The following is a 16808-nucleotide window of genomic DNA, read 5'->3' as shown; positions in this document are numbered from 1 at the left end:
ATCAGCGAACGACGATACCGCGCGATGCCATGTAGGCCTTGGCCTCCGGCACCGTGTACTCGCCAAAGTGGAAGATACTGGCCGCCAGCACCGCGCTGGCATGCCCTTCCAGAATGCCGTCAGCCAGGTGCTGCAGGTTACCAACACCCCCCGAGGCAATCACCGGAATCCCCAGCGCATCACTGATGGCGCGGGTAACGCCCAGGTCGAAGCCGTTCTTCATACCGTCCTGGTCCATGCTGGTCAGCAGGATCTCGCCAGCGCCCAGTCTTTCCATCTTTTTCGCCCACTCGACTGCATCCAGCCCGGTCGGCTTGCGCCCACCGTGGGTGAAGATTTCCCAGCGCGGTTCTTCACCAGGCCCCGACACCTTCTTGGCATCGATGGCGACGACGATGCACTGCGAGCCGAAACGGTCCGCCGCCTCGCCGACAAACTCCGGGTTGAACACCGCAGCCGTGTTGATCGACACCTTGTCGGCACCGGCATTGAGCAGGTTGCGAATATCCTGCACGGTGCGCACGCCACCGCCCACGGTCAGTGGGATGAACACCTGGCTGGCCATGCGCTCGACGGTATGCAGGGTGGTGTCGCGGCCATCGACGCTGGCGGTGATGTCGAGGAAGGTGATTTCGTCGGCACCCTGCTCGTTGTAGCGACGAGCGATTTCCACCGGGTCGCCGGCATCACGGATGTTCTCGAACTTGACGCCCTTGACCACCCGGCCGTTGTCCACGTCCAGGCAAGGGATGATGCGCTTGGCCAGTGCCATGGTTCAGTCCTCAGCCTTGGTAGTTGTCGCAGAAGGCCTGGGCCTCGGCGACATCCAGGGTGCCTTCGTAGATGGCACGGCCGGTGATGGCGCCGACAATGCCCGGGGCCTTGGCGTCCAGCAGGGCCTTGATGTCGCCCAGGTTGTGGATGCCGCCCGAGGCGATCACCGGAATGCGCGTGGCTTCGGCCAGCGCCTTGGTGAACGGTACGTTGCAGCCCTGCATCATGCCGTCCTTGGCGATGTCGGTATAGACGATCGCCGAGACGCCATCGGCCTCGAAACGCTTGGCCAGGTCGATGACCTGCACCGAGCTGACTTCGGCCCAGCCGTCGGTGGCGACGAAGCCGTCCTTGGCGTCCAGGCCAACGATGACCTTGCCCGGGAAGGCCTTGCACGCCTCGGCGACGAACTCTGGCTGCTTGACTGCCTTGGTGCCAATGATCACGTAGCTGACGCCGGCCTTGACGTAGTGTTCGATGGTTTCCAGCGAGCGGATGCCACCGCCGATCTGGATCGGCAGGGTCGGGTAACGCTTGGCGATGGCGGTAACCACCTCACCATTGACCGGCTGGCCTTCGAAGGCGCCGTTGAGGTCGACCAGGTGCAGGCGGCGGCAGCCACCCTCGACCCACTTGGCGGCCATGCTCACCGGGTCGTCGGAAAATACCGTGGAGTCTTCCATGCGGCCCTGGCGCAGGCGCACGCAGGCACCGTCCTTCAGATCGATAGCGGGGATAATCAGCACTTTGGGAACCTGTCTGTTCTTGGGGGTTCAGGGCTTTTCGAGCGCCCACAGATCGCTTTCGATGCTCTCGAACCGCTCCTTGAGGTGCAGCTGAACATCGGCAATCGCCCTGTTGTAGTAAAGGGGTGCAATTTCTTTGCTGAACAGGTCAAGGACCTCGGCGACCTCGAACGACCCCAGCTCCAGCTCGAAACGGTCTTCGAGAAAGCGCTTGAGCGTGTGCAGCGCTTCGCGCTCCTGCTCGGGGGCCAGGGTGATGACCGGGGCCTTGGTCTTCGACCTGCTCATTTACCAGCGCCCGTCCCAGGCGACGAAGTTCTGCAGCAGCTGCAGGCCATGGGTATGGCTCTTCTCCGGGTGGAACTGCACGGCAAAGCGCGAGCCATCGGCCAGCGCCGCGGCGAAGTCGACGCCATAGTGGCCGCGGCCGACCACCTGGCCCGGCTTGCCGGCATTGATGTAGTAGCTGTGCACGAAATAGAAACGTGCGCGGTCAGGGATGTCATGCCACAGCGGGTGGTCGATGGTCTGGCTGACTTCGTTCCAGCCCATGTGCGGCACCTTCAGGTGCTCGCCGTCTTCTTGCAGGTCTTTGCCAAAGAAGCGCACCTGGCCCGGGAACAGGCCGATGCAGTCGACACCGGTGTTTTCTTCGCTGTGTTCGAGCAGCGCCTGCATACCCACGCAGATGCCGAGGAACGGGCGGTCCTGGCTGACTTCGCGCACCAGGCTGTCGAAGCCCAGGCGGCGGATTTCAGCCATGCAGTCGCGGATCGCGCCCACACCCGGGAACACCACACGGTCGGCCTCGCGAATGACTGCGGCATCACTGGTGACCAGCACCTTGCCGGCACCTACGTGCTCAAGCGCCTTGGCCACCGAGTGCAGGTTGCCCATGCCATAGTCGATTACGGCTACCGTCTGCATTTACAGGCACCCTTTGGTGGACGGCATCTGGCCGGCCATACGCTCGTCGAGGGTTACCGCCATGCGCAAAGCGCGGCCGAAAGCCTTGAACACGGTTTCGATCTGGTGGTGGGTGTTGTGGCCACGCAGGTTGTCGATGTGCAGGGTGACCAGGGCGTGGTTGACGAAGCCCTGGAAAAACTCCTGGAACAGGTCGACATCGAAGCCGCCGACGCTGGCACGGGTGTACGGCACATGCATCTGCAGGCCTGGGCGGCCGGAGAAGTCGATGACCACGCGCGACAGCGCTTCGTCCAGCGGCACATAGGCGTGGCCGTAGCGGAAGATGCCTTTCTTGTCACCGATGGCCTGGGCGAAAGCCATGCCCAGGGTGATACCGACGTCTTCGACGGTATGGTGATCGTCGATATGCGTGTCACCCTTGCACTCGATATCCAGATCGATCAGGCCATGGCGGGCGATCTGGTCCAGCATGTGTTCAAGGAAAGGCACGCCGATATCGAATCGGGCCTTGCCACTGCCATCGAGGTTGATCGAGCACTTGACCTGGGTTTCCAGGGTATTGCGCTCGACGGAAGCCTTACGTTCGACCATCACCAGCTCCGCAAAATCATTGGGCGAAAAGGGTTCCATTATAGGCCCAGAACGCGCCAGCTTGAAACGCGGATGACATATGGCAAAGCGAGGAATTACGCGGGCTGGATGCTGCTACAGGTCTATACAACTGCGTAATGGGGGCTGCTTTGCAGCCCATCGCGACATAAGGCCGCTCCCACAGGGACCGCGCAACCCTGAAGCTTACGCGGCCCCTGTGGGAGCGGCCTTGCGTCGCGAAAGGGGCGCAAAGCGCCCCCATGCAGTTACATCAATGGAACAGGACAGCAGTCTTCTGCAGTGTCACCCACACACCCCAGGCCAACGGCACGACCACCACCGCCCAGGCCAGCAGCACCAGCGGCAGGCTGCCCGGCGCGGCTTTCCATTCCAGCGAGCGCGCCCCATCGGCGCCCTTGTCATGGCTCAGCGCCCGCTCGGCCGCCAGTTCGGCATCGCTCATGAAGTGCTTGTCGGCCACCGGCCGCACCAGCATGTTGCAGATAAAGCCCAGCACCAGCAGGCCAGCAAGGATGTACAGGGTCATGTCGTAAGCCGCTGCCCGCTCCACCCCTGCTGCCAACTGAGACTCGCGCAGGTAAGTGATCAACACCGGCCCCAGCACCCCCGCCGCTGCCCAGGCAGTCAGCAGGCGACCGTGAATGGCACCGACCATCTGCGTGCCGAACAGGTCAGCCAGATACGCCGGCACGGTCGCGAAACCGCCGCCATACATCGACAGAATGATGCAGAACGCCGCCACGAACAGTGCCACGTTACCCAGGTGCCCCATGTTCGGCACCAGGCTGTAAAGGCCAACGCCCAAGGCGAAGAAGGCGAAGTAGGTGTTCTTGCGGCCGATGTAGTCCGAGAACGACGCCCAGAAGAACCGCCCACCGATGTTGAACAGGCTCAGCAGGCCGGTGAAGCCGGCGGCGATCGCGGCAATCTGCGCCAGCTGGGCAGCATTCAGCTGGCTGAAGGTCAGTTCGTTGCCCAGTAGCTTGCCGGCAAACACCTCCTGCAGCAGCGGCGACGCCATGCCGAGAATGCCGATGCCGGCCGACACGTTCAGGCACAGCACCAACCAGATCAGCGCAAACTGCGGGGTTTTCCACGCCACGCTGACGTGCACATGGCGGTCGGTGACCATGGTGTTGCCGGCTTTTTTCAGCGGGGCAGTCCAGCCTTCTGGCTTCCAACCAGTCGGCGGCACGCGGTAGGCCAGAGCGCCAGCAGTCATGAACACGAAGTAAATCGCCGCCATGACGACGAAGCTCTGCCACACGCCGACTTCGTGCGCGTTGCCAAAGTGCCCCATGAGCGCGGTCGCCAGCGGTGCACCCACCATGGCGCCGCCACCGAAGCCCATGATCGCCATGCCGGTGGCCATGCCACGTTTGTCCGGGAACCACTTGATCAGGGTCGACACTGGCGAGATATAGCCCAGGCCCAGCCCGATACCGCCGATCACCCCAGAGCCCAGCCACATCAGCCACAGCTGGTGGGTTTTGACGCCAACCGCGGAAATCAGCATGCCACCACACCAGCACAGGGCCGACACCAGGCCGGCCTTGCGCGGGCCGGCGTGCTCCAGCCAGCCGCCCAGCACGGCTGCCGAGCAGCCAAGGAAGACGAAGAACAAGGTGTAGATCCAGCTCAGCATGGAGATCGGCCAGTCGCACTCGGCGCTGAACATACGGGCCATGAAGCCCATGTCTGCGGCGCATGCGACCGGGGCGGTGATGCCCAGGGCTTGCGACAAAGGTAGCCAGAACACCGAAAAACCATAGGCCATGCCGATGCACAGGTGAATGGCCAGGGCGGCTGGCGGGACCAGCCAGCGATTGAAGCCCGGACGGGCGATGATGCGCTCCTTCGACAGGAAGCCTGGCGCACTGGCCAGGGTGCCCGTCGCGACGGTACTGCTCATGGGTGTGATCCTTTTTATAGGGAGGTGCAGGCAAAGCGGCGCAAGGGTAGCAGCATCATGTGGCGTGAAAGCAATCTGATATCGTTAATTTTGGCTTCGCTGAAACGGTCCTGTTGCCTGTACTGGCCCCTATCGCCAATACACCAAAACATTCGGAACAAGCCAAATCATGGCTGTCGAAAGCCGTAGCATCTGTTTCAAACGTAGGAAATGGCCTGTATCTGTAGTCGTATAAGCAGGCACAACCGCTGCGGCGTTATACTCTGCCGCCTGAATTCACTAACGGACTACAAGGACTCGCCCATGAAAGCGTTCGGCAAAATCCTGGGGCTGGGGCTTCTCGGGTTGCTGCTGATCATCGTGGCGCTGGGCTTCGCCCTGACCCACCTCTTCGATCCCAACGACTATAAAGACGAGATTCGCCAGTTGGCGCGCGACAAGGCACACGTCGAGCTGACCCTCAACGGCGACATCGGCTGGAGCCTGTTCCCGTGGCTGGGCCTGGAGCTGCACGAAGCCAGCATCGCCACCTTGAACAAACCCAAGGAGCCGTTCGCCGACCTGCAGATGCTCGGCCTTTCGGTACGCGTACTGCCGCTGCTGCGCCGCGAAGTGCAGATGAGCGACGTGCGCGTCGAGGGCCTGAACCTGACCCTGGCACGTGACGAACAGGGCCATGGCAACTGGGAAGACATCGGCAAGCCGCTGCCCGCGCAGAACGCTGGCACCGCCGACGCACCAGCCCAGGCACCTGCCGAGCAGAAGCCAGCCAGCGCCGATGGCAGCGACCGCGCCGTCAAGCTGGACATCGACAGCCTGACCGTGAACAACGCACGCGTGCAGTACACCGATGCCAAGACTGGCCAGAGCTACAGCGCCGAAAGCATCCAGCTCAGCACCGGCCCGGTTCACGAAGGCGCCAACATCCCGCTCAAGGCCAGCGCCTTCATCAGCGCCAGCCAGCCGAATATCAAGGCCCGCACCGAGCTGGCCGGCGAACTGCGCTTCGACCGCAAGCTCAAGCGCTACAACTTCGAAGACATGCGCCTGTCGGGCGAAACTTCGGGTGAGCCAACCGGCGGCAAGACCGTGACCTTCGCTGCCCAAGGCCAGTTGCTGGTCGACCTGGGCGCCAATGTCGCCTCGTGGAACGGCCTGAAAGTCTCGGCCAACCAGTTGCGCGCGCTCGGCGAGCTGAACCTGCGTGACCTGGACAAGGCGCCCCAGCTCAGCGGCGGCCTGTCCATCGCCCAGTTCAACCTGCGCACCTTCCTCGACAGCATCGGGCGCCCACTGCCGGCCACCAACGACCCGGCGGCCTTCGCCAGATTGGAGCTGGTCACCCGCCTGCAAGGTACGCCGAACAGCCTGGCACTTGAGGACCTGGCGGTGAAGCTGGACGACAGCACCTTCAGTGGTCGCGTGGCGGTCGAAGACGTTGCCAAGCAGGCCTTGCGCCTGCAGCTTAAAGGCGACACCTTCGACGCCGACCGCTATCTGCCGGCCAAGAGCGAAGAGGCCAAGGGCGCCACAGCTGCGCGCCAGGCCGAGGTCCAGCAACAGGAAGCCAGTGCGGTGGCCGGTGCCGGCAACTCGCCGCTGCCCAACGCCCCGACCCAAGTGGCCTGGAGCGACGACAAGCTGCTGCCGGTCGACCGCCTGCGCGCCCTCGACCTGCAGGCCGACCTGGCCTTCGGCGCGTTGACCGTGGACAAATTGCCTATCGAAGGTGCCCAGCTCAAGGCCGTGGGCCAGGGCGGCCTGTTGACCCTGCAAACCCTGCGCGGCGAGCTGTACAACGGCACCTTCGAAGCCAAGGGCACCGTCGACGTGCGCCCTGCCGTGCCGCAACTGGGGGTGAACACCAACATCCAGCGCGTGCCGGTTGAGCACTTCATCAAGACCGAAGGCAAGGAGCAGACACCACCGGTCAAGGGCCTGCTGACCCTGACCAGTGATCTGACAGCCACCGGCAACAGCCAGAAGGCACTGGTCGACACCCTGAACGGCAGCGCAAACTTCACCATCAACGATGGCGTGCTGGTCAACGCCAACCTCGAGCAACAGCTTTGCCAGGCCATTGCCACACTCAACCGCAAGGCCCTGAGCGGCGAACCACGCGGCAAGGACACACCGTTCCAGGAGCTGCGCGGCAGCCTGGTGGTACGCAACGGCGTCGCCAGCAACCCGGACCTCAAGGTGCGTATCCCGGGCCTGACCGTCAACGGCCATGGCGACCTCGACCTGCGTGTGCTGGGCATGGACTACAACATCGGCGTAATCGTCGAAGGCGACCAGCGCGCCATGCCGGATCCGGCCTGCCAGGTCAACGAACGCTTCGCCGGCGTCGAAGTGCCACTGCGCTGCCGCGGCCCACTGGAGCTGGGCGCCAAGGCCTGCCGCCTGGACCAGAGCGGCATGGGCAAGGTAGCAGCGAAACTGGCCGGCAACCGCCTGAAAGACAAGATCGACGAAAAGCTCGATGAAAAACTTGGAGACAAAGTGAGCCCGGAAGTAAAAGACGCACTCAAGGGGCTGTTCAAGCGATGAGCCCCGAGCAGTTCTCCAGCGCTGTGCTGGATTGGTATGACGAGCACGGCCGGCATGACCTGCCCTGGCAACAGGGCATCACCCCGTACCGGGTGTGGGTGTCGGAAATCATGTTGCAGCAGACCCAGGTCAGCACTGTGCTCAATTACTTCGACCGTTTCATGCAGGCCCTGCCGACCGTGCAGGCGCTGGCCGAAGCGCCGGAGGACGAAGTGCTGCACCTGTGGACGGGCCTGGGCTACTACACCCGCGCCCGCAACCTGCAAAAGGCCGCCAAGATCGTGGTCGCACAACATGGTGGCGAGTTCCCCCGCAGTGTCGAGCAGCTCACCGAGCTGCCTGGCATTGGCCGCTCCACCGCCGGCGCCATCGCCAGCATCAGCATGGGCATCCGCGCACCGATCCTGGACGGCAACGTCAAGCGCGTGCTGGCTCGCTACACGGCCCAGGCCGGCTACCCCGGCGAGCCCAAGGTGGCCAACCAGCTGTGGGCTACGGCCGAGCGTTTTACCCCGCAACAGCGCGCCAACCACTACACCCAGGCCATGATGGACATGGGCGCCACGCTGTGCACCCGCAGCAAGCCCAGTTGCCTGATCTGCCCGTTGCAGCGTGGCTGCGAGGCCCACCTGCACGGCGAAGAAACCCGCTACCCCGAGCCCAAGCCGCGCAAGGCTCTGCCGCAACGGCGCACATTGATGCCACTGCTGGCCAACCACGACGGTGCCATCCTGCTTTATCGACGCCCTTCCAGCGGCCTTTGGGGGGGCTTGTGGAGCCTGCCGGAACTGGACGACATCGCCCAGCTCGACGACTTGGCCTACCAGCACGGCCTGCGCCTGGCTGGCAGCCGCGCCATGGACGGCCTGACCCATACCTTCAGCCACTTCCAGCTGGCGATCGAGCCCTGGCTGGTGCGCGTCGACCCCCTTGGCGAGCACGTGACCGAGGCCGACTGGCTCTGGTATAACCTCGCCACCCCGCCGCGCCTGGGCCTTGCTGCCCCGGTGAAAAAGCTGCTCAAACGCGCGGCCGACGAACTGACCGCAGGAGACGCCCGATGACCCGCACCGTGATGTGCCGCAAATACAAAGAAGAACTGCCAGGCCTGGAGCGCCCGCCCTACCCCGGCGCCAAGGGCCAGGACATCTTCGACCACATCTCGCAGAAGGCCTGGGCCGACTGGCAGAAGCACCAGACCATGCTGATCAACGAAAAGCGCCTGAACATGATGAATGCAGAGGACCGCAAATTCCTGCAGGCCGAGATGGACAAGTTCTTCGCTGGCGAAGAGTACGCGCAGGCGGAAGGCTACGTTCCACCGTCGGAATGACCCTACGGAACGTAAGCGACGGAATTAATTTAAAATTTTTTCAAAAAGTCGTTGACGGACCGTCAGAAAATCTATTTAATTCACCTCGTCGCCCAGATAGCTCAGTCGGTAGAGCAGAGGATTGAAAATCCTCGTGTCGGCGGTTCGACTCCGTCTCTGGGCACCACCTTCAAGCTTCTGGTGGTTGCAAAGTTACCCGAAGCGACAACAAGAAACCCGCCTAGTGCGGGTTTTTTGTTGTCTGTGATTTTTGACCTGAGGCGGTTTGGAAGAACGAAATCGAGAAACCCGCAGCCATACGCAGACTGCGGGTCGAGCCTTACTCGTCCGACATGGAACGAAGATGCTCGAATGCGTCCTCGGTCATGTGCCCCAGATAAGAAACGCTGTGTAGCTGGAACTCGCCGTGCGCCTTGCTTTTTTCGATAATTGCGGCGATGTCAGCCTTGGTGATCCGCTGCTCGTCGCAACCGGCGAAACCGGTTGGGTAGTAAACATTGCCGTCGGCCCTATAGCCGTAAAGGGTTATCAGGTAAAAGTACTTCATGGCTGCTCCTTTGTAGCGCAAACGTGCGCACCCTTCACAAACGCCGAATTGGCGCAGTGACAAACTGCCGGCCAACATGGCGGGCAGCGGGAGACAAGCTACGCAGGGCCTACGGTCAGCATAATCGGGATATCTATCCCACAGACCTCTAACCCAGCTACAGCGCACAGGCGCCCTGCTTGGGTTTATCGGGCAATTGCGCTTCAATACGCGCACTTTCAGACACACCCAAGGATTCCCCATGGCCACCCCTACCAAGCAACAGAAACGCGCCAAGCGCGCCGCCAGCAAGGCCAAGCAGAACCGCATGGTACGCAGCGGCCAAGCGGTCAAGGCCAGCGCCGGCGACAGCGCCAGCGTCGAGCAGGTGTACAACAAAGCCATGGAGTCGGGCAGCTACGACGCGATGTTCAGCAAAATGAAGGAAGCCCAGGAAAGCGGCGGGCTGGTACCGATGATTTCGGTGTTCCTGGTGGACCCGCTACTGGCCTTGGTGCTCAAGGGGCACAAGGAAGAGCACGCTACCGACTACATCGTGCTGGTGTTCAACGCCTACCGCAAATGGCTGGACGGCGCCGACGAAGAGGCCACCATGGCCTGGCTGGAAAGCGATGAGTTCCAAAATGCCTATATCACCGCTTCCGAGCTGGTGGCCAAGCAGCAGCAACAACAGAAGCAGTTTGGCTAATAGGGCCGGTAACCTGTACCGGCCCCTCGCAGGCCCCACAGGGCCAGCACAGGCAACAAAAAAGGCCGCACCCCTCACAGGGCGCGGCCTTTTCATTTCAGCTAGCGTGGCTCAGTTGTCCAGCGCCACCCGCCCGGCAGCTTCGCGCTTGCGGTGCACCAGCAAGCCAGCCGCTACCACACCAATGCTCAGCAACGCAGTCGCGATGATCTCCGCACGGTGATCCTCACGCAGCGCCATCACCACCAGAATGGCAACGATGAAGGCAATCGTCGCCCAGGTCAGGCCTGGGAACAGCCACATCTTGAAGGTGATCTTCTCGCCACGCGCCTCACGCTGGGCGCGCATGCGCAGTTGCGATACGGCAATCACCAGGTACACCAGCAGGGCAATGGCGCCGGAGCTGGCCAGCAGGAACTCGAACACCTGAGCCGGGGCCACGAAGTTGGCGAACACGCAAAGGAACGCCGCTGCGGTAGACAGCAGTACCGCCACATGCGGGGTCGCTGCCTTGGTGGTGCGCTGGGCGATGGCCGGCGCGTCGCCACGCTTGCTCAGCGAGAACAGCATGCGCGACGAAGTGTACAGCGCCGAGTTCAAGCAGCTGGTCACGGCAATCAGCACGACGATGTCGACGATCAGCTTGGCATTCGGCACGCCGATACGGCTGAGCACCGTCTGGTAGGAACCGGTTTCGGCCAGAGCCGGGTCGTTCCACGGCACCAGGGCCACGACCAGGAAGATCGACACCAGGTAGAACAGGCAGATACGCCAGATCACCGAGTTGGTGGCGCGGCTGATCTGCTTGCCAGGGTCCTTCGACTCGGCAGCAGCGATGGTGACAATTTCGGTACCCATGAACGAGAACATGGTGGTCAGCATCGCGGCCAGCACTGCGCCCAGGCCATTAGGCATGAAGCCCTGGGTGTCGAACAGGTGGCTGGCACCACTCACCTGGCTGCCCGATACAAAGCCGAACATTGCCGCACAACCCACAACGATGAAACCGATGATCGCCAGTACCTTGAGCAGGGCGAACCAGAACTCGAACTCACCGTAGTTCTTCACGCTGCACAGGTTGGTCAGGGTCAGCGCCAGGGTAATGATGAGGGAGAAGGCCCACAGGTCAACCGCAGGGAACCAGGCATGCAGGATGGCGGCGGCGGCGTTGGCCTCCAGCGGAATCACCAGCACCCAGAACCACCAGTACAGCCAGCCAATGGTGAAGCCGGCCCAGCGCCCGATAGCGCGGTCGGCATAGGTAGAGAAAGAACCGGTGTCTGGCGACGCAACGGCCATTTCACCCAGCATGCGCATTACCAGTACAACCAGCGTACCGGCGGCGGCATAAGCCAGCAGCACGGCCGGGCCGGCAGCTGCGATGGCGTGGCCGGAACCTACGAACAAGCCGGCACCGATGACGCCAGCGATGGATAGCATGGTTACATGCCGTTGTTTGAGCCCCTGAGCGAGGTCATTGGAATTGTTACCGCTCATAAAACTACCTTTGTAAGGAGTGGACCACTCCGACTGCGGTACGGAGCGCGCCTGGGGTTGACCTAGGCATCGCTGCAATCGGCGGTTTCCTACTGGCAATAAGCGCGCCACCTGCTGAATGCATTCGTCAGAAAAATCTGCGGGCCTTTAAGGGCGCGGTTTGGAGGGCTTTCGGCCACACCCTGACCGAAAGGGCGCCAAATCATCGAATTACTGAAATACCCACTTACAAACGCACCAAAGGTGCTCCTCGGTAACACCCATGCACCACTGCAATGCCAAAAAGTGCAACCTTTAGGTACAACCCTATAGCCTGTTGACGCGTCCACAGATCAGCCGGCCCTCTGCGAACACGTTTGACCTAAAGGTCGGGTTTACCGCTCGAATGGGCCAAAACCGCTTCCATGAGCGGGCTAAAGCTGGCACCATCGCGCCTTTTTTCATCAAGGCTCTGGTGCTGGGCGAGACCTTCGCGGACATCCGCGCGACGTTACGCTGTAGCGATGCGACAAACTGCCCCACCAGTGCCCACAGTCCCTAGCGACCCTGTTGGCCGCCTAATGCCGCTATGCTAGCTTGGCGCACGCCAGGAAGGCCGCCAACAGCTGGGAACGCACCGAACACATGAGGACCGCACATGGCTCAGGCCACGCCCGCGCTGGAAATCCGCAACCTGCACAAACGCTACGGCGAGCAGGAAATTCTCAAGGGCATTTCGCTGACCGCACGCGACGGTGACGTGATCTCCATCCTGGGGTCTTCCGGCTCCGGCAAGTCCACCCTGCTGCGTTGCATCAACCTGCTCGAGAACCCGCACCAGGGCGAAATCCTGGTTGCCGGCGAAGCCCTCAAGCTCAAAGCTGCCAAAAACGGCGACCTGATCGCCGCCGACAACCGCCAGATCAATCGCCTGCGCAGCGAAATCGGCTTCGTCTTCCAGAACTTCAACCTGTGGCCACACATGTCGATCCTCGACAACATTATCGAGGCGCCGCGCCGCGTGCTCGGCCAGAGCAAGGCCGAGGCCATCGAAGCCGCCGAAGCGCTGCTGAACAAGGTTGGCATCTACGACAAACGCCACAGCTACCCTGCCCAGCTTTCCGGTGGCCAGCAACAGCGTGCCGCCATTGCCCGTACCCTGGCCATGAAACCAAAAGTCATTCTGTTCGACGAGCCCACTTCGGCCCTCGATCCGGAAATGGTCCAGGAAGTGCTTAACGTTATCCGCGCATTGGCCGAAGAAGGCCGTACCATGCTTTTGGTCACGCACGAGATGAGCTTTGCCCGCCATGTGTCCAGTGAAGTCGTCTTCCTGCACCAGGGGCTGGTCGAAGAGCAGGGGTCGCCGCAGCAGGTCTTCGAGAACCCGACCTCGGCGCGTTGCAAGCAATTCATGTCAAGCCACCGCTAACGGAGCAATACATGCACACCTACAAGAAGTTTCTCCTGGCAGCTGCTGCCACGCTGGTGATGTCGGCAAACGCCATGGCCGCAGAAAAACTGCGCATGGGCATCGAAGCCGCCTACCCACCGTTCAACAACAAGGATGCCAGCGGTAACGTGGTTGGCTTCGATAAAGACATCGGCGACGCCCTGTGCGCCAAGATGAAAGTCGAGTGCTCGGTCGTTACCTCCGACTGGGACGGCATCATCCCGGCCCTGAACGCCAAGAAGTTCGACTTCCTGGTGTCTTCGCTGTCGATCACCGACGAGCGCAAGCAGGCTGTGGACTTCACCGAGCCGTACTACTCCAACAAGCTGCAGTTCATCGCGCCGAAAAACGTCGATTTCAAGACTGACAAAGCGTCGCTGAAAGGCAAGGTCATCGGCACCCAGCGCGCCACCTTGGCCGGCACCTACCTTGAAGACAACTACCCGGATGTCGACGTCAAACTTTACGACACCCAGGAAAATGCCTACCTGGACCTGGTCTCCGGCCGCATCGACGGCATCCTGGCTGACAAGTACGTGCAGTACGAGTGGCTGAAAAGCAAAGATGGCTCGAACTTCGAGTTCAAGGGCGAGCCAGTGATGGACAGCGACAAGATCGGCATTGCCGTGCGCAAAGGTGACACCAAGCTGCGCGACGACCTGAACAAAGCCCTGGCAGAAATCAAAGCCGACGGCACGTACAAGAAGATCAACGACAAGTACTTCCCGTTCAGTATCGAATGACCCGCCCTGACCGGCGCGCCCAAGTGGCGCGCCAGTCCCTAAAATGACCTGCCCATGAATATCGACCTGCACGGATTCGGTCCGGCCATGATGGCCGGCACCCTGATGACCGTAAAACTGGCGCTTTGCGCCTTGCTGCTGGGGCTGGTGCTGGGCCTGCTCGGCGCCCTGGCCAAAACCTCACCGCTCAAGCCCCTGCAATGGCTTGGCGGCTTCTACTCGACCCTGGTTCGCGGCGTGCCCGAACTGCTGTGGGTACTGCTTATTTATTTCGGCACCGTCGGGCTGATGAACAGCCTCGGCGAAGCCCTGAACATGCCCGGCCTGGAACTCAGCGCCTTCGCCGCAGGCGTCATCGCCCTGGGCCTGTGCTTTGGCGCCTACGCCACCGAAGTGTTCCGTGGCGCCATCCTGGCGATCCCCAAGGGCCACCGTGAAGCTGGCCTGGCGCTGGGCCTGTCCAAGGGCCGCATCCTCTCGCGGATCATCCTGCCGCAGATGTGGCGCATCGCCCTGCCCGGCCTTGGCAACCTGTTCATGATCCTGATGAAGGACACCGCCCTGGTGTCGGTGATCGGCCTGGAAGAAATCATGCGACACGCGCAAATCGGCGTGACCGTGACCAAAGAGCCGTTCACCTTCTACATGGTTGCGGCCTGCATCTACCTGGGCCTGACCGTCATCGCCATGACCGGCATGTACTTCATGGAAAAACGCGCCGCTCGCGGCTTTGCGAGGGCTGAACAATGAATTGGGAAGTCATCTTCAAATGGCTGCCACGCCTGGCCGAGGGTGCGGTGCTGACCCTGGAGCTGGTGGCCATTGCCGTGGTGGCCGGGTTGATCCTGGCCATCCCGCTGGGCATCGCCCGCTCCTCGCGCCACTGGTACGTGCGCGCCGTGCCGTTCAGCTACATCTTCTTCTTCCGTGGCACGCCGCTGCTGGTGCAGTTGTTCCTGGTCTATTACGGCCTGGCGCAGTTCGATGCGGTGCGCTCCAGCTCGCTGTGGCCGTACCTGCGCGACCCGTTCTGGTGCACGGTGCTGACCATGACCCTGCACACGGCCGCATACATTGCCGAGATCCTGCGCGGCGCACTGCAGTCGATCCCCAAAGGTGAGATCGAAGCGGCGCGGGCGCTGGGCATGTCGCGTGGCAAGGCGCTGTTCTACATCATGCTGCCCCGTGCTGCGCGCATCGGCCTGCCGGCCTACAGCAACGAAGTGATCCTGATGCTCAAGGCCAGTGCCCTGGCCAGTACCGTGACCCTGCTGGAACTGACCGGCATGGCCCGTACCATCATTGCCCGGACCTACCTGCCGGTGGAAATCTTCTTTGCCGCAGGCGTGTTCTACCTGGTGATCTCCTTCTTGCTGGTGCAGGGCTTCAAGCTGCTGGAGCGCTGGCTGCGCGTAGATGCCTGCCAAGGTCGCTGAGACCTTACTCGCCATTTCGCGGGTAAACCCGCTCCCACAGGTAAATCACAGGCCTTGAAACCTGTGCTAATCCTGTGGGAGCGGGTTCACCCGCGAAGAGGCCCTTAAACCCAACACACTTCTTCCCATGCCCAACCACCTCCACAGCCACCACCTAAGCACCCGCTTCAAGGCCCTCGACCAGTTCCTGATCGAGCACCAACCGCTGTGGAAACCGCGCCCCTTCACCACCCTGCAACTGGCCTGGGAGGCCACCCACCCAGAGCTGGCCACCCACCTGCGCCAATGTCCACTGGCAGACGCCGAAGCCGACAGCGCCGCTGACCGCTTGCCTGCCCCATTCCCGCAACTGGCCGAGCAAGCCCGACAGCTCGCCACGCTCGGCAGCCTTCCGCAAACCCACCTGCCACCTGCCGCCCACCGCCTGGACGTCGCTGTGCCCGGCCGCAAATGGCAGCAGATCGAAGCCTTCGCCAGCCACCTGGCCTTCCGCGAGCCGCCCCACCACTGGCTGGACTGGTGCTCTGGCAAAGGCCACCTCGGCCGTCGCCTGCTGCAACCCGGGCAACACCTGACCTGCCTGGAGTACGACGCCGAACTGGTCGGTGCCGGTCAGGCCCTGAGCGCACACCACCACTTGCCCGCACAGCACGTACATCAGGATGTGATGGCCAGCGACAGCGCCCGCCACCTGGCGGGTGACAAAAGCGTGGTCGCCCTGCATGCCTGTGGCGACCTGCATGTCCGCCTGATGCAACTGGCCAGCCAGCAAGGTTGCCGGCAACTCGCCGTAGCCCCCTGCTGCTACAACCGCATCGCCGCGCCGCAATACCAGGCGTTATCCACAGCCGCGCAGGCGTCCAGCCTGCAGCTGTCGCTGGACGATCTGGGCCTGCCCCTGAGCGAAACCGTCACTGCCGGCGCCCGCGTGCGGCGCCAGCGCGACACCTCGATGGCCCGGCGCCTGGGCTTCGACCTGCTGCAACGCCAGCAGCGCCAGAGCGATGAATACATGCCGACGCCTTCCCTGCCGGTGGCCTGGCTGGAGAAGCCCTTCGAGCAATACTGCCGCGACTTGGCTGAACTGAAGCAATTGCCAGTGAGCGGCGACCCGGACTGGGCAATGCTGGAAGCTGCGGGCTGGCAACGCCTGGCCGAGGTCCGCAACCTGGAGCGGGTGCGCAACCTATTCCGCCGGCCGCTGGAGTTGTGGCTGGTGCTGGATCGCGCCCTGTTCCTCGAAGAACAAGGCTATGACGTACGCCTAGGCCTGTTTTGCGATTACCCACTGACCCCGCGCAACCTGTTGATACTCGCGGAACGTGACCGTTAGCCGCAGCACAACCTGTGGATAAGTCTGTGAACAAGCTTGTGATTACCTGTTGGATCCAAGGGCTATTTCAAACGCTTGGCTTATTCCCACTTGCTGCTGCAGGCCAGTAAAAACAGGCGTTTGCGCAAAGACCAGCGGCGTAGCGATGCGGCATGCCTTTCGCGCAAGTCGCCGATGCCACTTGTGCATAAACATTTCTTGTGGTTAGCCAAGCGCTGTTGGCGCGGTTATTTGTGGGAGCGGCCTTGCGCCGCGAAAGGGCTGCAAAGCAGCCC

At 62.2% G+C, this 16808-nt stretch carries 17 protein-coding genes and 1 tRNA gene; 10 read left to right on the top strand and 8 right to left on the bottom strand.

The annotated features are described in order from the left end of the window. Nucleotide 1: 1 nt before the first annotated feature. The 6 genes from hisF to OO258_RS11690 all read right to left on the bottom strand — a co-directional run bounded on the left by hisF (nucleotide 2) and on the right by OO258_RS11690 (nucleotide 4974). The gene (gene hisF, locus OO258_RS11715; RefSeq protein ID WP_266030534.1) at nucleotides 2-772 is read right to left on the bottom strand and encodes an imidazole glycerol phosphate synthase subunit HisF; all 771 of its coding nucleotides are present in this window, start codon (nucleotides 770-772) and stop codon (nucleotides 2-4) included. Between the two features lie 10 nt (nucleotides 773-782). Next, nucleotides 783-1520, bottom strand: coding sequence for a 1-(5-phosphoribosyl)-5-[(5-phosphoribosylamino)methylideneamino]imidazole-4-carboxamide isomerase (hisA, locus tag OO258_RS11710; protein ID WP_060494680.1), 738 nt, complete (start codon nucleotides 1518-1520; stop codon nucleotides 783-785). Nucleotides 1521-1547: 27 nt separating this feature from the next. Beyond that, entirely contained in the window at nucleotides 1548-1808 is a 261-nt protein-coding gene (locus OO258_RS11705; RefSeq protein WP_110744773.1) for a DUF2164 domain-containing protein, read from the bottom strand. Beyond that, nucleotides 1809-2447: an imidazole glycerol phosphate synthase subunit HisH gene (gene hisH, locus OO258_RS11700; RefSeq protein WP_016484506.1), complete on the bottom strand. Its 639-nt coding sequence runs from the start codon at nucleotides 2445-2447 to the stop codon at nucleotides 1809-1811. Continuing rightward, nucleotides 2448-3041, bottom strand: a complete 594-nt coding sequence (hisB, locus tag OO258_RS11695) for an imidazoleglycerol-phosphate dehydratase HisB (RefSeq protein ID WP_009682881.1) — start codon at nucleotides 3039-3041, stop codon at nucleotides 2448-2450. It lies immediately after the preceding gene. Between the two features lie 271 nt (nucleotides 3042-3312). After that, nucleotides 3313-4974, bottom strand: coding sequence for an OFA family MFS transporter (locus tag OO258_RS11690; RefSeq protein ID WP_266030533.1), 1662 nt, complete (start codon nucleotides 4972-4974; stop codon nucleotides 3313-3315). 303 nt (nucleotides 4975-5277) lie between these two features. On the opposite strand from OO258_RS11690, the gene OO258_RS11685 reads away from it, so the two are divergent. From OO258_RS11685 to OO258_RS11670, 4 genes are all read left to right on the top strand, one after another. Next, the gene (locus OO258_RS11685) at nucleotides 5278-7524 is read left to right on the top strand and encodes an AsmA family protein (protein ID WP_266030531.1); all 2247 of its coding nucleotides are present in this window, start codon (nucleotides 5278-5280) and stop codon (nucleotides 7522-7524) included. After that, nucleotides 7521-8588 (top strand): A/G-specific adenine glycosylase, encoded by a 1068-nt coding sequence (gene mutY, locus OO258_RS11680; RefSeq protein WP_110744776.1) that lies wholly within the window; start codon nucleotides 7521-7523, stop codon nucleotides 8586-8588. The genes OO258_RS11685 and mutY overlap by 4 nt, the downstream gene beginning before the upstream one ends. Next, a complete protein-coding gene (locus OO258_RS11675; RefSeq protein ID WP_110744777.1) occupies nucleotides 8585-8857 on the top strand; it encodes an oxidative damage protection protein in 273 nt (90 codons plus the stop codon). Before mutY ends, OO258_RS11675 begins: the two co-directional genes overlap by 4 nt. Nucleotides 8858-8947: 90 nt before the next feature. Next, nucleotides 8948-9023: transfer RNA gene (locus OO258_RS11670), tRNA-Phe, on the top strand. A gap of 153 nt (nucleotides 9024-9176) precedes the next feature. Here the strand turns inward: OO258_RS11670 and OO258_RS11665 are convergent. Continuing rightward, entirely contained in the window at nucleotides 9177-9404 is a 228-nt protein-coding gene (locus tag OO258_RS11665; RefSeq protein WP_110744778.1) for a hypothetical protein, read from the bottom strand. Between the two features lie 241 nt (nucleotides 9405-9645). Here OO258_RS11665 and OO258_RS11660 point away from each other — a divergent pair, with 241 nt between their 5' ends. After that, complete coding sequence (locus OO258_RS11660; RefSeq protein WP_266030529.1) at nucleotides 9646-10092, top strand: hypothetical protein; 447 nt, start codon at nucleotides 9646-9648, stop codon at nucleotides 10090-10092. Nucleotides 10093-10203: 111 nt separating this feature from the next. Here OO258_RS11660 and gabP read toward each other — a convergent pair whose 3' ends face one another. Then, on the bottom strand, nucleotides 10204-11589 hold the full coding sequence (gene gabP / locus OO258_RS11655) for a GABA permease (RefSeq protein ID WP_110744852.1): 1386 nt from the start codon (nucleotides 11587-11589) through the stop codon (nucleotides 10204-10206). A 637-nt stretch (nucleotides 11590-12226) separates the two neighbouring features. On the opposite strand from gabP, the gene OO258_RS11650 reads away from it, so the two are divergent. From OO258_RS11650 to OO258_RS11630, 5 genes are all read left to right on the top strand, one after another. Then, a complete protein-coding gene (locus OO258_RS11650) occupies nucleotides 12227-13000 on the top strand; it encodes an ABC transporter ATP-binding protein (protein WP_003255746.1) in 774 nt (257 codons plus the stop codon). A gap of 11 nt (nucleotides 13001-13011) precedes the next feature. Then, nucleotides 13012-13764 carry an ABC transporter substrate-binding protein gene (locus OO258_RS11645; RefSeq protein ID WP_019439074.1) on the top strand — a complete coding sequence of 251 codons (753 nt, stop codon included), beginning with the start codon at nucleotides 13012-13014 and terminating at the stop codon, nucleotides 13762-13764. A 54-nt stretch (nucleotides 13765-13818) separates the two neighbouring features. Then, complete coding sequence (locus OO258_RS11640) at nucleotides 13819-14514, top strand: ABC transporter permease (protein ID WP_110744781.1); 696 nt, start codon at nucleotides 13819-13821, stop codon at nucleotides 14512-14514. Continuing rightward, the gene (locus OO258_RS11635) at nucleotides 14511-15200 is read left to right on the top strand and encodes an ABC transporter permease (protein WP_016497592.1); all 690 of its coding nucleotides are present in this window, start codon (nucleotides 14511-14513) and stop codon (nucleotides 15198-15200) included. Before OO258_RS11640 ends, OO258_RS11635 begins: the two co-directional genes overlap by 4 nt. A gap of 127 nt (nucleotides 15201-15327) precedes the next feature. Continuing rightward, nucleotides 15328-16533 (top strand): methyltransferase, encoded by a 1206-nt coding sequence (locus OO258_RS11630; protein ID WP_266030528.1) that lies wholly within the window; start codon nucleotides 15328-15330, stop codon nucleotides 16531-16533. Nucleotides 16534-16808: the final 275 nt, after the last annotated feature.

The organism is Pseudomonas sp. DCB_BI (genome assembly GCF_026240995.1).
Taxonomy (GTDB): domain Bacteria; phylum Pseudomonadota; class Gammaproteobacteria; order Pseudomonadales; family Pseudomonadaceae; genus Aquipseudomonas.
Note: the sequence above shows the minus strand (reverse complement) of the source record. Positions and strands in the feature narration are given on the sequence as shown.

What these genes read in the sequence shown, in the direction of transcription:
- OO258_RS11690 (WP_266030533.1), bottom strand. Translation starts at nt 4,974, where the DNA reads ATGAGCAGTACCGTCGCGACGGGCACCCTGGCCAGTGCGCCAGGCTTC.
- OO258_RS11650 (WP_003255746.1), top strand. Translation starts at nt 12,227, where the DNA reads ATGGCTCAGGCCACGCCCGCGCTGGAAATCCGCAACCTGCACAAACGC.
- OO258_RS11640 (WP_110744781.1), top strand. Translation starts at nt 13,819, where the DNA reads ATGAATATCGACCTGCACGGATTCGGTCCGGCCATGATGGCCGGCACC.
- OO258_RS11665 (WP_110744778.1), bottom strand. Translation starts at nt 9,404, where the DNA reads ATGAAGTACTTTTACCTGATAACCCTTTACGGCTATAGGGCCGACGGC.
- OO258_RS11705 (WP_110744773.1), bottom strand. Translation starts at nt 1,808, where the DNA reads ATGAGCAGGTCGAAGACCAAGGCCCCGGTCATCACCCTGGCCCCCGAG.
- mutY (WP_110744776.1), top strand. Translation starts at nt 7,521, where the DNA reads ATGAGCCCCGAGCAGTTCTCCAGCGCTGTGCTGGATTGGTATGACGAG.
- OO258_RS11630 (WP_266030528.1), top strand. Translation starts at nt 15,328, where the DNA reads ATGCCCAACCACCTCCACAGCCACCACCTAAGCACCCGCTTCAAGGCC.
- OO258_RS11660 (WP_266030529.1), top strand. Translation starts at nt 9,646, where the DNA reads ATGGCCACCCCTACCAAGCAACAGAAACGCGCCAAGCGCGCCGCCAGC.
- OO258_RS11685 (WP_266030531.1), top strand. Translation starts at nt 5,278, where the DNA reads ATGAAAGCGTTCGGCAAAATCCTGGGGCTGGGGCTTCTCGGGTTGCTG.
- OO258_RS11675 (WP_110744777.1), top strand. Translation starts at nt 8,585, where the DNA reads ATGACCCGCACCGTGATGTGCCGCAAATACAAAGAAGAACTGCCAGGC.
- hisH (WP_016484506.1), bottom strand. Translation starts at nt 2,447, where the DNA reads ATGCAGACGGTAGCCGTAATCGACTATGGCATGGGCAACCTGCACTCG.
- OO258_RS11645 (WP_019439074.1), top strand. Translation starts at nt 13,012, where the DNA reads ATGCACACCTACAAGAAGTTTCTCCTGGCAGCTGCTGCCACGCTGGTG.
- gabP (WP_110744852.1), bottom strand. Translation starts at nt 11,589, where the DNA reads ATGAGCGGTAACAATTCCAATGACCTCGCTCAGGGGCTCAAACAACGG.
- hisF (WP_266030534.1), bottom strand. Translation starts at nt 772, where the DNA reads ATGGCACTGGCCAAGCGCATCATCCCTTGCCTGGACGTGGACAACGGC.
- hisB (WP_009682881.1), bottom strand. Translation starts at nt 3,041, where the DNA reads ATGGTCGAACGTAAGGCTTCCGTCGAGCGCAATACCCTGGAAACCCAG.
- OO258_RS11635 (WP_016497592.1), top strand. Translation starts at nt 14,511, where the DNA reads ATGAATTGGGAAGTCATCTTCAAATGGCTGCCACGCCTGGCCGAGGGT.